Below are 14495 nucleotides of genomic sequence, written 5' to 3'. Positions count from 1 at the left end.
TGCCCCTCCGAGGAGGGACAGGGCTTCAGACTGCGAAAACACGTGGTGCGCGATACTGGGATTGAACCAGTGACCTCTTCCGTGTCAGGGAAGCGCTCTCCCGCTGAGCTAATCGCGCGAGGTGGAGACGGGATTCGAACCCGTGTACACGGCTTTGCAGGCCGTTGCCTCGCCTCTCGGCCACTCCACCGTGCCAGGCCTCGAGAGCCTACCGAGCGGATGACGGGATTCGAACCCGCGACCCTCACCTTGGCAAGGTGATGCGCTACCAGCTGCGCTACATCCGCACTCCCCAGCTCCGGTTCGGGAGGCTCTGGGCCGTGGCCCTGTGCCTCACCCCGTCGCCGTGGTGTGGAAAAACCATATCGGACCCCGGAAACGGCTGCGACACCGGGGTGTCACTTGGCCGTTGCGGGGCCGTGATCAGGCCAGATCGTGCGGGATGAGGTGGGTGAGCGCGTCGTCGACGTCGACCCACAGGTGCTCGTTGCCCGGCAGCACCACGTCGTAGGTGCGGTCGAGGAAGTCGGCCAGCTCCTGGGCGGACGCCTCGAACATGGCGTGCCCGGAGGGCGAGTTCAGCTCGATGAGCACCGATTCGGGGTCCTCGACGGACGGGCGGATGCGGACGTCGCCGTCACCCGCGTCGGCCAGCAGGCCGTCCGCGAGGAGGTCGCGTGCGTACACCCATTCGACCCAGCCGGCCCGGCCGGTGCGGAAGGCGGCGACGACCGCGTACGGGTCGCGTGTGTCGTAGCGCAGCTCCACCTTCACCGGAACCGCGGGCGTCCGCGGCGCCAGCAGGTCGAAGACCGCCGTCGAGCGGAGCGTCACGTGATCGTTGCGCATCGTCCTACCCCTCGTCTCCCTTCCCGGCCCGGCCTGGCCGAGGGCGTCACCACTGGGACGCATCGGGAGGCCGAATCCGTCGCGGGTGCGCCGCAGATCACCCGTCCGGGCTCATCGGCCCCCGTCGGCCGCCCGTGTTCACCCCGCGGCGCGCAGCACGACGGACGCGCCCCGCGAGGGTTCACCCGTCCATACTGCGCGGTTTGATCGCCGCGTGGTAGCACCGTCGCACGGATGTCGAACGTGGTGTCGGGCGGCCCCCGGCCCCCACAACCCCGGCTAGCTCGGGGTTGTTCGTTCCGTACTCGCCGGTAAGCGGAGTGTGGTCGCTCAGGACCACCCGTTTGCAGGCGTTCCGAAGTAGTGCGGTACAGTTATCCCAACACCCCGAGCGGGCGATTAGCTCAGGGGGAGAGCGCTTCGTTCACACCGAAGAGGTCACTGGTTCGATCCCAGTATCGCCCACGAACTCAATCGGGTAGAGCCCTGCTTGCGGACTACGCAAGCAGGGCTCTTTCGTTGTGTCCTGTGGGGGCCGAGCCCCCACGCCCCCGCCGGGGGCAAGCCCCCGGACCCCCAGCGTGGGGTCACTTTTTGCGGGCGGTTTCGGCTCGCGCGATCAAGGCGGTCATCCCCCGCGCGGGTAGTCGTGCGATCCGGAGTGAACTGTCACTTCGACTCCGCCGTATGGGTGTCAACAGAGCTTCGGACCCGGGGACACCCGGGTCCGGCAGAACTTCTTCCGGAAACCGCCGCGCCGGTGGCTTTCTGTCGAACTTGGCCGACTGTGAGGTGGTGGTGTGATCCTCGGCACGCGACGGCGGCGGGATCGGGCCGGTCCGCCTCGTCGTGAGCGGGCGGTCACGGTGTGTGCGCGGTGGATCACCGGCTCGGCGGCTGCGGGCGCGTGGTCCGCTCGCGCAGGGTGATCGTGTGACGGAAAGCGGTACCTGTGACGGCTTGGCGGTGAACGTCACCGCTTGATCACCCGGCGTGCTCCCCGGCGCTCGTCGCGGGCCGGTTCGATCCACAATGGACCGCCGGCCTCGTGAAGTGTCCACAGTAGATTGCGGCGGCCGTTCGGCCGTTCGGACCGGTGGCGTCCACCTGGGTGCGGGTATCGCGATTTATGGCTACATTGCGTAGTTTTTCGGGGGATACGCGCTATTACCCATCGTCATCATCTTGTTATCTTGCGGCCATTTTCTGTCGGGGAAGACGCGCAGCATGTGGCTGGAAATCCTTGTAACGATGCTGAGAGAGTCGCCGATACCTTGCCTTGTGAAGCTTCCGCGGCCCCAGCGCGACAACCGAGTTTGCCATCACTCTCCGAAATCACTCTCGGTGACGCAGTGTGCCCGCGGTTACAACTCCGATTCCTGTTTCCGGGAGGTCTGATGGAAGAGTCGGTGCGGCCTTCGTACACGGTGGCGCAGCCACCGCCGCACATCGACCTCCAAGCCATCCCGCGACCCGCCAAGCGGGACGAGAGCCCGGCCGCCGAACCGGCCGGCACTCCGTCCCCGAAGGCGTTGCCGGCGGCCTGGGAGGCCAGATACAGAGCCTGGGTCATCGGCAGCGACGTGTTCGTCACGCTGCTGGTGATCGCGATCAGCGCGTTCGTCATCGACCGCGTGGCTCCGCACGACATGCACGCTTTCGGCACCATCCTCGCGGTGTTCGTCTCGCTGCCGGTCAGCCGGGCGTGGAGCCCGCGCGTGCTCGGTGAAGGCGCGGAGGAGTACCGCACCCTCGGCCGCGGCTTCATCACCGCCGCCGTCCTCGTGGCGCTGGGCGGGCTGCTGTTCGGCGCGCTCGAGGTCCAGGTCTGGGTGTTCATCGTCGTCCCGGCGATCGCGCTCGTCGCCTTCCCGCAGCGCTACCTGCTGCGTCAGGTCCTGCACCGCAAGCGCGCCAAGGGACTCTGCCTGCTGCCGGTGATGGCGGCCGGCAGCCCGGAGACCGTCGCCGACCTGATCGCTCGCACCCGGTCCGAGGCGCACGTGGGCTGGCGGGTCGAGGCGGCCTGCACGTTCACCGGCCACGGCGCCGACCGCGACAGCGGCGAGATCGACGGCGTCCCGGTGGTCGGGAGGCTGGAGGAACTTTCCCGGCACGTGCGCCGCGGCGGTTACCGCGTCGTCGCGATCACCGCGGACCAGTACTGGAGCCCGAAGCGCCTGCAGCGCGTGGCCTGGGACATGGAGGGCACCGGCGCCGAGATGGTCGTGGCTCCCGTGCTGATGGAGGTGGCCGGGCCCCGGCTGAACGTCACCGGGGTGCTGGGGATGCCGCTGCTGCGGGTCACCGCGCCGATGTTCACCGGCGGGCGCCGCGTGGTGAAGGAGGTCGTGGACCGCGCCGGCTCGGCGCTCCTGCTCACGATGATGTCGCCGCTGCTGCTGGTGATCGCGGTCGCGATCAAGCTGAACGACCGCGGCCCGGTGATCTACCGCCAGCGCCGCGTCGGCCGCGACGGCGCCGTGTTCACCATGCTGAAGTTCCGGACGATGGTGACGAACGCCGACGAGATCCGCAAAAACCTCGAGGCGGAGAACGAGGGAGCCGGCCCGCTTTTCAAGATGAAGCGGGATCCGCGTATCACCCGCGTGGGTGGTTTGCTGCGCCGGTATTCGCTCGACGAACTGCCGCAGTTGTTCAACGTCGTCTCCGGGAAGATGTCGCTCGTCGGCCCCCGGCCGCCGTTGCCGGAGGAAACCGCGCAGTACGCGCCGGACGCGCGCCGCCGCCTGCTGGTGAAGCCGGGCCTGACCGGGCTCTGGCAGGTCAGCGGCCGCAGCGACCTCACCTGGGCCGAGAGCATCCGGCTCGACCTGCGCTACGTGGAGGACTGGTCCCTCGCGCTGGACCTGGTGATCCTCTGGAAGACCTTCCGCGCGGTGATGGGCGGTCAGGGCGCCTACTGACCCGTCCGGCTTCTCATCGCGCGTTCCGTGCCACGGCCGCCGACCCCCACCGCGGGGGGTCGGCGGCCGTGTCTTGTGATCCACTTCATCGGCGGAAGTGGTTGAGCGCGAAATAGTTCAACGCTCAAGCATGTTGGACGGGGAGACCGACCCACGGAAGGAACCCCGCCCCATGACCACCTTTGCCGAGCAGACCGAGGCACTCCAGCTCCCCGCGGACGTCCAGAACCTGCTGTTCCGCGAGGCGCGCACCGCCAACAGTTTCAGCTCCGAGCCGGTGACCGAGGAGCAGGTCCGCGCGATCTACGACCTCGTCAAGTGGGCCCCGACGTCGATGAACACCCAGCCGCTGCGCGCGCTGGTGCTCCGCACCGCCGAGGCCAAGGCCCGCCTGCTCCCGCACATGTCCCCGGGCAACCGGGCCAAGACCGAAGCCGCGCCGCTGACCGTCGTGCTGGCCGCCGACGTCGACTTCCACGAAAACCTGCCGCAGGTCTTCCCGCACGCCCCCGCCGCGAAGGACAACTTCTCCGACGAGGACGGCCGCGTCGAGTTCGCCAAGCTGAACTCGCTGCTGCAGGTCGGCTACTTCATCATCGGCGTCCGCGCCGCCGGGCTGGCCGCCGGCCCGATGACCGGGTTCGACGCCGCCGCTGTCGACAAGGAGTTCTTCGACGGCAAGCCGCTGCGCTCGCTGGTCGTCGTGAACGTCGGCAAGCCGGGGGAGAACCCGTGGTTCGACCGTTTGCCGCGGCTGGACTTCGACCAGGTCGTCGAGACCCTCTGAACTGACTACCCCGATCGGGCGGCCCGTCTCCGGCGTGGAGGCGGGCCGCCCGGCATTCCCGGACGCGTGTGAGGCGCGAACCGGCCGCCGACTAGCATCGACGGGGTCATCTTTGTCACTGCAGTCCGAGGAGCCGATCGTGTCGCAGCCGTCCCCCGTTTCCCCCGTGGCCGCCTCCCGCGTGGTGGTACCGGCGGGCACTACGGCGGGCTCGGCGGTCCGCGAAGCCGGCCTGCCGACCAAGGGTGCGGACACGGTCGTCGTGGTGCGCGACGCCGAGGGCAAGCTGCGCGACCTCGCCTGGGCGCCGGAAGCGGACACCGAGGTCGAGCCGGTCGCCGCGAACACCGACGACGGGCGCAGCGTCATCCGCCACTCGGCGGCGCACGTGCTCGCCCAGGCCGTGCAGCAGCAGTTCCCGGACGCCAAGCTCGGTATCGGCCCGCCGGTGAAGGACGGTTTCTACTACGACTTCGCCGTCGACACCCCGTTCACCCCGGAAGACCTGCAGGCGCTCGAAAAGCGCATGAAGCAGATCGTGAAGGGCGCCCAGCAGTTTTCGCGGCGCGTTTTCGACTCCGTGGACGAGGCGAAGAAGGAACTGGCCGACGAGCCGTTCAAGCTCGAACTGGTCGACCTCAAGTCCGAAGTAGACACCTCCGAGGTGATGGAGGTGGGTGAGGGCGAGCTCACCATCTACGACAATCTCGACCCGCGCACCAAGGAACGTGTCTGGAGTGACCTCTGCCGTGGTCCGCACGTGCCGACCACCAAGTTCATCCCCGCGTTCAAGCTGACCCGCGTCGCCGCCGCGTACTGGCGGGGGAGCGAGAAGAACCCGCAGCTGCAGCGGATCTACGGCACGGCGTGGGAGTCGGCCGAGGCGCAGGACGCCTACCTCGAGCGCATCGCCGAGGCCGAGCGCCGCGACCACCGCAAGCTCGGCGCGGAGCTGGACCTCTTCTCCTTCCCGGAGGAGATCGGCTCCGGGCTGCCGGTGTTCCACCCCAAGGGCGGCATCATCCGCCGGGAGCTGGAGAACTACTCGCGCCGCCGCCACGAAGAGGCCGGCTACGAGTTCGTGAACACCCCGCACATCAGCAAGGGCGAGCTGTTCCACACCTCCGGCCACCTGCCCTACTACGCGGACACCATGTTCCCGCCGGTGCAGTTCGACGAGGAGAACTACTACCTCAAGGCCATGAACTGCCCGATGCACAACCTGATCTTCCGCTCGCGCGGGCGGTCCTACCGCGAGCTGCCGCTGCGGCTGTTCGAGTTCGGCACGGTGTACCGCTACGAGAAGTCGGGCGTGGTGCACGGCCTGACCCGCGTGCGCGGCCTGACGATGGACGACTCGCACATCTACTGCACCAAGGAGCAGATGCCGGGTGAGCTCCGGTCGCTGCTGAAGTTCGTGCTGGACCTGCTGGCCGACTACGGCCTCTCCGACTTCTACCTCGAGCTGTCCACCCGCGGCGACTCCGAGAAGTTCATCGGCGAGGACTGGGAGTGGGAGGAGGCCACCGAGACGCTGCGGCAGGCCGCCGTCGACTCCGGCCTCGAGCTGGTCCCGGACCCGGGCGGCGCGGCCTTCTACGGCCCCAAGATCTCGGTGCAGGCCAAGGACGCCATCGGCCGCACCTGGCAGATGTCGACCATCCAGCTGGACTTCAACCAGAACAAGCGCTTCGAGCTGGAGTACACCGCACCGGATGGCACCCGCCAGACGCCGGTGATGATCCACCGCGCGCTGTTCGGCTCGATCGAGCGGTTCTTCGGCGTGCTCACCGAGCACTACGCGGGCGCGTTCCCGGCGTGGCTGGCGCCGGTGCAGGTGGTCGGCATCCCGATCACCGCCGACCAGGTCGGTTTCCTGGACGACGTCGAGAAGGCGTTGCGCGCCAAGGGGATCCGCGCCGAGGTCGACGCGAGCGACGACCGGATGCAGAAGAAGATCCGCACGCACACCACGCAGAAGGTGCCCTTCATGCTGCTGGCCGGCGCGAAGGACGTCGAGGCGGGCGCGGTGTCGTTCCGCTTCCGCGACGGCGGGCAGATCAACGGCGTTCCGGTGGCCGACGCCGTCGCCGCCATCGCCGGCTGGATCGAGCGGCGCGAGAACGCGTCGCCCTCGGCCGAGGCGCTGGAGACGGTCGTCCGGTGAGTGACGGTCCCGAACTCGTCGAGCAGCAGGGCGCCGGGGTCCAGGACGCGTTCCGGCGCCTCTGGACCCCGCACCGGATGGCCTACATCAAGGGCCAGGACAAGCCGGAGAACGACGAGGACACCGGCTGCCCGTTCTGCCGGATCCCGTCGCTCGACGACAAGACGGGCCTGATCGTCGCGCGCGGCGAGAGCGTGTACGCGGTGCTGAACCTGTACCCGTACAACCCCGGGCACCTGATGGTGGTGCCCTACCGGCACGTCGCGGACTACACCGAGCTGACGCCTGCCGAGACGCGCGAAGTCGCGGAGTTCACCCAGCACGCGATGAAGGTGATCCGCGAGGTGTCGGGCGCGCACGGGTTCAACATCGGGCTGAACCAGGGGGTCATCGCCGGGGCCGGGATCGCCGCGCACCTGCACCAGCACCTGGTTCCGCGCTGGGGCGGCGACGCGAACTTCATGCCGGTCATCGGCCAGACGAAGGTGCTCCCGCAGCTGCTGGGCGAGACCCGCGACCTGCTGGCCGACGCCTGGTGAAGCCGTAACCGGCAACCCCTGATTGAGGGTTCAACCAGGGGTATGCTGGGGGTATGTCCGATACTCGATGGCTCAGCGACGACGAACAGCGCGTCTGGCGTGAGTTCAACATGGCCACCCGCATGCTGAGCGCGCACCTCGAGGGTCAGCTGCAGCACGACTCGGGCATGCCCCACACGTACTACGAGGTGCTCGTCTCGCTGTCGGAGGCGCCCGGCCGCCGGCTCCGGATGAGCGAGCTCGCCGACGCGCGCCAGGCGTCGCGCAGCCGGCTCTCGCACGCCGTCGCCCGGCTGGAGGCCAACGGCTGGGTCCGCCGCGAGGCCTGCCCGACCGACAAGCGCGGCGCGTGGGCCGTCCTGACGAAGGAAGGCTTCGCCGCCCTGGAAGCGGCGGCCCCCGGGCACGTCGAGGCCGTCCGGGAGAGCTTGTTCGACCCGCTGACGCCGGAGCAGGTGAGCGCGCTGGGTGAGATCAGCGCCGCGATCCGCAACCGGCTCTCGCCGAAATGCGCCGCGGCGCAGGCAGCCGAAGAAGCGCGCGAGTATCCGGGCGAGGTCGTCCGGCTGCCGAAATCGGGCTGACCCGGGGCGGCGCGTCGGGTTCACCGGAGCGGGTCGATAGGCTGCCATCGCCCACCCGACCCTCGTAGCCAGGTGCCTCAGACGAACCGATGCTCAATATCTTCGCGCGTGCCTCCGTTTCCCGCGTCACCGATCCGATCGGCCAGGCGCTGGTCCGCGCCGGGCTGACCCCGAACGCGATGACCGTGCTCGGCACCGCCGGCGCGATCGCCTGTGCCCTGGTCTTCTTCCCCAACGGCTTCCTGCTGTGGGGCACCTTCACGGTGTGGGGCTTCGCCATGCTCGACCTGCTCGACGGCGCCATGGCCCGGGCCCGCGGCTACGGCACCCCGTTCGGCGCGGTGCTCGACGCGACCTGCGACAGGCTGGTGGACGGCGCGCTGTTCGCCGCCATCGCCTGGTGGTGCTTCGTGGTCGACGACAACCACCCCGCCGCCGCCGCGGCCCTGATCTGCCTGGTGCTCGCCCAGGTCATCTCCTACGTCAAGGCCCGCGCCGACGCGTCCGGCCTGCCGGTCGACGGCGGTCTCGTCGAACGCGCCGAGCGGCTCATCATCGCGCTGGTCGGCACCGGGCTGCACGGCCTCGGCGTGCCGTGGACCGTGGACATCTCGCTCTGGCTGCTGGCGGTGCTGTCGGTCATCACGCTGCTGCAGCGCTTCGCCGGGGTGGCGAAGGCGGCTCGTGAGGCCGCCGCCGGGGAGCAGCCGGTATGAGCAAGGTGTCCGGCAGGCTCAGCGAGTTCGGGTACGCCGCCGCGTGGCGGCTGGCCGGCTGGCTGCCCGCCGGGTTCGGCGGCACCGTGTTCTCGCTGGGCGCGGACCTCGCCGTCCGGCAGGACGGCGGGGGCGTGCGGCAGCTGCGCGCTAACCTCGCCCGCGTCGTGCCGCAGGCCGATCCGGTCGAGCTGGACGAGCTGACCAAGCGCGCGATGCGCTCGTACGCCCGCTACTGGCACGAGACGTTCCGGCTGCCGTCGATGGACCAGGGTGAGGTCAGCAAGAAGGTCGCGGCCTCGATCACCGGCGTCGAGAACCTCGACGCGGCGCTGGCCGAGGGCAACGGCGCCGTGATGGCGCTGCCGCACAGCGGCAACTGGGACATCGCCGGCGTCTGGCTGGCCGACTACCTCGGCGGCTTCACGACCGTCGCCGAGCGCCTGAAGCCCGAGTCGCTCTACCGCCGGTTCGCCTCCTACCGCGAGTCGCTCGGGTTCGAGATCGTGCCGCTGACCGGCGACAGCTCCGCGATGCGCGTGCTGCTCAAGCGGCTGCGGGAGAACAAGGCCGTCTGCCTGGTCGGCGACCGCGACCTGACCGACAACGGCATCCCCGTGAAGTTCTTCGGCGAGCCGGCCCGGATGCCCGGCGGCCCGGCGCGGCTGGCCGCGACGACCGGCGCCGCGCTGATCCCGGCGGGCTGCTGGTTCACCGAGGACGGCTGGCAGGTCCGGCTGCACCCGCGCATCCGCGTCACCGCGCGGGCCGAGGTCCCGGCCGCGACGCAGGCGCTGGCCGACATCTTCGCCGGCGACATCGCCGCGCACCCCGCCGACTGGCACATGGTGCAGAAGTTCTGGCCCGCCGACATGGAGGCCGCCGAGCCGGGCAGCCTCGACGAAGCGAGCTGAGCCGTGACCACGCGGCCGATGCGGATCGGGATCGTGTGCCCGTACTCCTTCGACGTGCCCGGCGGTGTCCAGGGGCACGTGATCGACCTGACGAAGGCGCTGATCTCGCGCGGGCACCAGGTGTCCGTGCTGGCCCCCGCCGACGACGACGCCGACCTGCCGGAGTTCGTGCACCCGGCCGGCAAGGCGCTGGGGATCCGGTACAACGGCTCGGTCGCCCGCCTCCAGTTCGGCCCGGTCTCCTACGCCCGCGTGCGCCGCTGGATCCGCGAAGGCGACTTCGACGTCCTGCACCTGCACGAGCCCGCCGCGCCGAGCCTGTCCCTGCTGGCGCTGCTCATCGCCGACGGCCCGATCGTCGCGACCTTCCACACCGCGACGACCCGCTCGCGCACGCTCTCGGCGTTCCAGCCCGTGCTGCGGCCGCTGCTGGAGAAGATCACCGCGCGGATCGCCGTGTCCGCGCTGGCGCGGCGGGTCCAGGTGGAGCACGCGGGCGGTGACGCCGTCGAGGTCCCCAACGGCGTCGACGTCGAGTTCTTCTCCTCCGCTATGCCGTTGCCGGGCTATCCGCGGGCCGGCGGCACGGTCGGGTTCGTCGGCCGGTTCGGCGAGCCCCGCAAGGGCATGGGCGTGCTGCTGGAGGCGCTGCGGCGGATCCTGCCGGAGTTCGAGGACCTGCGGCTGGTGGTCGTCGGCCGCGGTGACGAGGACCAGCTGCGCCGTGACGCCGGCCCCGAGCTGGCCCCGCACCTGGAGCTGCTCGGCCAGGCCGACGACCACGTCAAGGCCCAGGCCCTGCGCAGCGTCGACGTCTACTGCGCGCCCAACACCGGCGGCGAGAGCTTCGGGATGATCCTCACCGAGGCGATGGCCGCGGGCACGCCGGTGCTGGCGAGCGGCCTCGACTCGTTCCGCCGGGTGCTCGACGACGGCCGGGCCGGGATGCTCGTCGAGACCGGCGACCCGGGCGCGCTCGCCGACGGGCTGCGCGAGCTGCTGGGCGACCCCGCGCGCCGGGCGTCGCTGGCCGCGGCGGCGGGGGAGCGCGTCACGATGTTCGACTGGTCGGTCGTGGCCACCCAGATCCTGCGCGTCTACGAGACGGCCGTGGCCGCCGACCCGCGGCGCGTCGCGGCGCCGGAGCGGGAGTTCGCCCGGTGAGCGTGCTCGGCTGGCTGCTGCCGGTGCTCGCGGTGATCGTCGTGCTCGGCGGCCTGTTCCTGGTGGCGACGGCGAACCGGCTCGACCGGCTGCACGTCCGGATGGACGCGGGCTGGGCGGCCCTCGACGCGGCGCTGGCCCGCCGCGCGGTGGTGGCGCGGGCGGTGGCCGTGGTGCTGGGCGACACCGGGCTGCGGACGTCGGCCGAACGCGCCGAGGCGGCGCCCCGGCCCGACCGCGAGACCGAAGAGAACGAGCTGACCCGGGAGCTGAGCCGCGTCGACCGGGCGGGCCTGCTGCCCGAGCTGGCCGAGGAGCTGACCGACGCCGAGCACCGGGTGATCATCGCGCGGCGCGTCCACAACGACGCCGTCCGCGACACCCTGCGGCTGCGGCGGCGCCGGAAGGTCCGCTACTTCCGGCTGGCCGGGACCGCGCCGCTGCCGGAGTACTTCGAATTCGCCGAGCCGGAGGTCTGAGGTCGTGAGCTGGTGGGTCGTCGTCGAGGAGCAGCGCGGCAGCGGTGACGGCCGGAGCTGGTCGCTGTCGGAGACGTTCCGGTTCGACGACCAGCCGGCCGCGGAGGCCGAGGCCCTGCGGCTCGCCCGCGAGTACCAGCCGGCCTACCCGTGGTCGGAGAAGTCGCGGCGGGTGCTGCGGGTCGCGGGCGGCTACCTGGTGATCGTCGACGGCCGCACCTCGACGTTCCACTTCCGGCTGACCGTCGGCGAAGAGATCTGAAACGGATCGACGGCCACCCGCGTCGAAGGGGCATGAGTTCGATCTGGTGGGTGGTCATCGAGGAGCAGGGCGGCGCCGGGGACGCGCGGGGCTGGTCGGTCGCCGAGGCGGAGCGCTATCCCGACCGCGAGAGCGCGGAGGACGAGGCGTACATGCTCGCGAAGCAGCACCGGCCGGCGCGCCCGTGGTCGCCGCAGGGCCGGACGGTGCTGCGCGTGGCCGGCGGGTACCTGGTGCTGATCAGGGGCAAGACGGACACGTACCAGTTCCGGGTCTCGCTGGGTGAGGAAATTCGCTGAATCGGGGGACAATGGCGGCATGAGTGAACCCGAGGCCTGCGAAGTCGCCCACGGCGCCGCCGAGCCGGACCCGGACGTGCGGACGCTCGTCGCCGTCTTCGCCTCGCCCGTGTCGCGGTACCTGCTGAAGTTCGCGCGGGACCTCGGGTTCCACGTCGCGCTGTTCGAACCGGACGCCGCGCGCGCGACCGACGTCCCGGACGGGTTCGAGGCCGCGACGACGCTGCCGCCGCTCGACGGCTCCGCCGACGTCGTCGTCACCGACCACCACCGGCACGAGCTCGGCGCGGTGCTCAAGGCCGCGCTCGAGGAGAAGCCGCGCTGGATCGGCGTGCTCGGCAACCCGCGCCACCCCGGCCCGCACCTGGCCGCACTGCGGGCGCTGGGGGTGCCGGACGCCGAGATCTCCCGGGTGCACCGCCCGGTCGGGCTGAACATCGGCTCGCGGACCCCGCCGGAGATCGCGATCGCCACGCTGGCCGGGCTGCTGGCCGACCGCAACAACCGCCCGGGCGGCTTCGACTTCACGGCCTGACGCCGGGTCGTCGTGAGGGGCACCCTCATGGCTTATATGTCCCTGAAGGTGCCCTTCACGGCTTATACGTCCCTGAAGGTGTCCCTCACGGTGCTGATGTCCCTGAGGGTGCCCCTCATGGCTTATATGTCCCTGAAGGTGCCCCTCATGGCAATCGGTCAGTGGACCGCCATTCCTTCCGGCATCGGCTCGAAGCGGGCGTGGCGGCGGCTGAAGGTCGCCGTGCCCGAGGTCATCGAGCGCAGGTCGATCAGGTAGCGCAGCAGCTCGGTCGCCGGGACCTCGGCCTTGATCACCGTCCGGCCGCCGTCGCCGGCTTCCGTGCCCAGCACCCGGCCGCGGCGGGACGACAGGTCACCGAGCACCGTGCCGAGGTGCTCGTCCGGCAGCCGGATCGCCACCTCCTCCAGGGGCTCGAGCATCGTGATGTGCCCGTTCGCCGCGGCCTCCCGCAGGGCCAGCGCGCCGGCCGTCTGGAACGCCGCGTCGGAGGAGTCGACGCTGTGCGCCTTCCCGTCGACCAGCGTCACCTTGATGTCGACCACCGGGTGCCCGTCGCCGAGCCCGCGCTGCAGCTGGGCCCGCACGCCCTTCTCGACGCTCGGGATGAACTGGTGCGGCACCGAGCCGCCGACGACCTTGTCCACGAACTGGAACCCGCCGCCGCGCGGCAGCGGCTCGACCTCGATGTCGCAGACGGCGAACTGGCCGTGCCCGCCGGACTGCTTCACGTGCCGGCCGTGGCCCCGGGCGAGCTTGCCGAACGTCGAGCGCAGGCTGACCTTCACCGGCTCGGTGTCGACGTCCGCGCCGCCCGCGCGCAGCCGGGACAGCACGACGTCCGCGTGCGCCTCGCCCATGCACCACAGCACCAGCTGATTGGTCTCGGCGTTGCGGTCCAGCCGCAGCGTCGGGTCGCCCGCGACGAGCCGGGACAGGTTGCGGGCCAACGTGTCCTCGTCACTGCGGGTCTTGGCGACCACCGCCACCGGCAGGAGCGGCTCCGGCATCGTCCAAGGCTCCATCAGTAACGGCTCTTCGGGCGAGGACACGGTGTCGCCGGTCTCCGCCGAACCGACCTTCGTCAGCGCGCAGAGGTCGCCCGCGACGCAGTAGGGCACCTCGCGCAGGTTCGCGCCGAGCGGGGAGTAGAGGTGCGCGACGCGCTCGTCGGCGTCGTGGTCCTCGTGCCCGCGTTCGGTGAGGCCGTGCCCGGACACGTGCACCGGACGTTCGGGCCGCAGCGTCCCGGAAAACACCCGGACGAGGGAAACCCGGCCGACGTAGGAGTCGACGGCCGTCCGGACGACCTCCGCGGCGAGGGGGCCCGCGGGGTCGGCGGTCAGCCCCGCGTGCGGGTCGCCGTCGGGGGTGGTGACGTCGGGCGGGTTGTGCTCGAGCGGGGAGGGGAAGGCCCGGACGATCCCGTCCAGCACCTCGGCCAGGCCGGTGCCGCTCGTCGCGCAGACCGGGATGACCGGGTGGAACGTGCCGCGCGCGACGGCGGTCTCCAGGTCGGCGATCAGCGTCTCCTCGGCGATCTCCTCGCCGCTGAGGTAGCGGTCCATCAGGGTCTCGTCTTCGCTCTCGGCGATGATCCCCTCGATCAGCTCGTTGCGGGCCTCGGCCAGCCGCTCGAGGTCGGCCGGGTCCGGTTCGCCGATCTTCGGCGGGTGCCCGCCGGAGTAGTCGAAGTACCGCTGGGTGATGAGCCCGACCAGGCCGTCGCCCGCGGGCAGGTACAGCGGCAGCACGCCGGCGCCGAAGGCGGCCTGGCAGGCGGCGATCTCGGCCATCGGATCGGCCCGGTGGTGGTCGAGCCGGGAGACGACGACCGCGCGGGGCATCCCGACCGCCGCGCACTCCTCCCACACCGCGACGGTCGCGGCGTCGACCCCTTCGGCCGCGCAGACGACGAACAACGCCGCGTCGGCCGCCCGCAGCCCGGCCCGCAGCTCCCCGACGAAGTCCGCGTACCCCGGGGTGTCGATCAGGTTGATCTTGTGGCCCTGGTGCAGCACCGGGGCCACCGAAAGGCCGACCGAGCGCTGCTGGCGGACCGCCGCCGGGTCGTGGTCGCACACCGTCGTCCCCTCGACCACCGAGCCCGCGCGCGACACCGTGCCGGACGCGGCGAGCAGGGCCTCGGTGAGGGTCGTCTTCCCCGAGCCGGACGGGCCGACGAGCACCACGTTGCGGACCTTGGCGGGGTCGTCCACAGCGACGGCGGCTCCGGTGTCGGCGTTCTTGGCTTGCCTGTCGGCCATGACGAC

At 70.9% G+C, this 14495-nt stretch carries 14 protein-coding genes and 4 tRNA genes; 13 read left to right on the top strand and 5 right to left on the bottom strand.

Annotated features, from left to right (window positions below):
• Positions 1-43 precede the first annotated feature (43 nt).
• From ACIOD2_RS06995 to ACIOD2_RS06980, 4 genes are all read right to left on the bottom strand, one after another.
• Positions 44-118, bottom strand: a tRNA-Val gene (locus tag ACIOD2_RS06995).
• A gap of 1 nt (position 119) precedes the next feature.
• A tRNA-Cys gene (locus tag ACIOD2_RS06990) sits at positions 120-190 on the bottom strand.
• Between the two features lie 24 nt (positions 191-214).
• A tRNA-Gly gene (locus ACIOD2_RS06985) sits at positions 215-287 on the bottom strand.
• Between the two features lie 136 nt (positions 288-423).
• On the bottom strand, positions 424-849 hold the full coding sequence (locus tag ACIOD2_RS06980; RefSeq protein WP_033293569.1) for an SsgA family sporulation/cell division regulator: 426 nt from the start codon (positions 847-849) through the stop codon (positions 424-426).
• 393 nt (positions 850-1242) lie between these two features.
• Between ACIOD2_RS06980 and ACIOD2_RS06975 the strand changes: the two genes are divergently transcribed.
• The 13 genes from ACIOD2_RS06975 (at position 1243) to ACIOD2_RS06915 (ending at position 12222) form a co-directional block, all read left to right on the top strand.
• Positions 1243-1314: transfer RNA gene (locus ACIOD2_RS06975), tRNA-Val, on the top strand.
• A 932-nt stretch (positions 1315-2246) separates the two neighbouring features.
• Entirely contained in the window at positions 2247-3776 is a 1530-nt protein-coding gene (locus tag ACIOD2_RS06970) for a sugar transferase (RefSeq protein ID WP_400535209.1), read from the top strand.
• 172 nt (positions 3777-3948) lie between these two features.
• Entirely contained in the window at positions 3949-4563 is a 615-nt protein-coding gene (locus ACIOD2_RS06965; RefSeq protein WP_400535208.1) for a malonic semialdehyde reductase, read from the top strand.
• 139 nt (positions 4564-4702) lie between these two features.
• A complete protein-coding gene (gene thrS / locus ACIOD2_RS06960; RefSeq protein ID WP_400535207.1) occupies positions 4703-6730 on the top strand; it encodes a threonine--tRNA ligase in 2028 nt (675 codons plus the stop codon).
• Positions 6727-7269, top strand: coding sequence for an HIT family protein (locus ACIOD2_RS06955; RefSeq protein ID WP_400535205.1), 543 nt, complete (start codon positions 6727-6729; stop codon positions 7267-7269). The genes thrS and ACIOD2_RS06955 overlap by 4 nt, the downstream gene beginning before the upstream one ends.
• A 53-nt stretch (positions 7270-7322) precedes the next feature.
• On the top strand, positions 7323-7853 hold the full coding sequence (locus tag ACIOD2_RS06950) for a MarR family winged helix-turn-helix transcriptional regulator (protein ID WP_400535203.1): 531 nt from the start codon (positions 7323-7325) through the stop codon (positions 7851-7853).
• A gap of 89 nt (positions 7854-7942) precedes the next feature.
• On the top strand, positions 7943-8569 hold the full coding sequence (pgsA, locus tag ACIOD2_RS06945) for a phosphatidylinositol phosphate synthase (RefSeq protein WP_392778834.1): 627 nt from the start codon (positions 7943-7945) through the stop codon (positions 8567-8569).
• Positions 8566-9483 (top strand): phosphatidylinositol mannoside acyltransferase, encoded by a 918-nt coding sequence (locus ACIOD2_RS06940; RefSeq protein ID WP_400535202.1) that lies wholly within the window; start codon positions 8566-8568, stop codon positions 9481-9483. The genes pgsA and ACIOD2_RS06940 overlap by 4 nt, the downstream gene beginning before the upstream one ends.
• 18 nt (positions 9484-9501) lie before the next feature.
• Positions 9502-10647, top strand: coding sequence for a glycosyltransferase family 4 protein (locus ACIOD2_RS06935; RefSeq protein ID WP_400535429.1), 1146 nt, complete (start codon positions 9502-9504; stop codon positions 10645-10647).
• Positions 10644-11126: an NUDIX hydrolase gene (locus ACIOD2_RS06930; RefSeq protein WP_400535201.1), complete on the top strand. Its 483-nt coding sequence runs from the start codon at positions 10644-10646 to the stop codon at positions 11124-11126. Before ACIOD2_RS06935 ends, ACIOD2_RS06930 begins: the two co-directional genes overlap by 4 nt.
• Before the next feature lie 4 nt (positions 11127-11130).
• Positions 11131-11388, top strand: coding sequence for a hypothetical protein (locus tag ACIOD2_RS06925; RefSeq protein ID WP_400535199.1), 258 nt, complete (start codon positions 11131-11133; stop codon positions 11386-11388).
• 32 nt (positions 11389-11420) lie between these two features.
• Entirely contained in the window at positions 11421-11687 is a 267-nt protein-coding gene (locus ACIOD2_RS06920; RefSeq protein ID WP_400535197.1) for a hypothetical protein, read from the top strand.
• A 19-nt stretch (positions 11688-11706) separates the two neighbouring features.
• Entirely contained in the window at positions 11707-12222 is a 516-nt protein-coding gene (locus tag ACIOD2_RS06915) for an XdhC family protein (RefSeq protein ID WP_400535196.1), read from the top strand.
• A gap of 158 nt (positions 12223-12380) precedes the next feature.
• On the opposite strand, the gene ACIOD2_RS06910 is transcribed toward ACIOD2_RS06915, so the two are convergent.
• Positions 12381-14489, bottom strand: a complete 2109-nt coding sequence (locus ACIOD2_RS06910; protein ID WP_400535194.1) for an elongation factor G-like protein EF-G2 — start codon at positions 14487-14489, stop codon at positions 12381-12383.
• Between the last annotated feature and the right edge of the window lie 6 nt (positions 14490-14495).

Origin of the sequence: Amycolatopsis sp. NPDC088138 (genome assembly GCF_044741685.1) — a bacterium.
Lineage (GTDB): Bacteria > Actinomycetota > Actinomycetes > Mycobacteriales > Pseudonocardiaceae > Amycolatopsis.
Note: the sequence above shows the minus strand (reverse complement) of the source record. Positions and strands in the feature narration are given on the sequence as shown.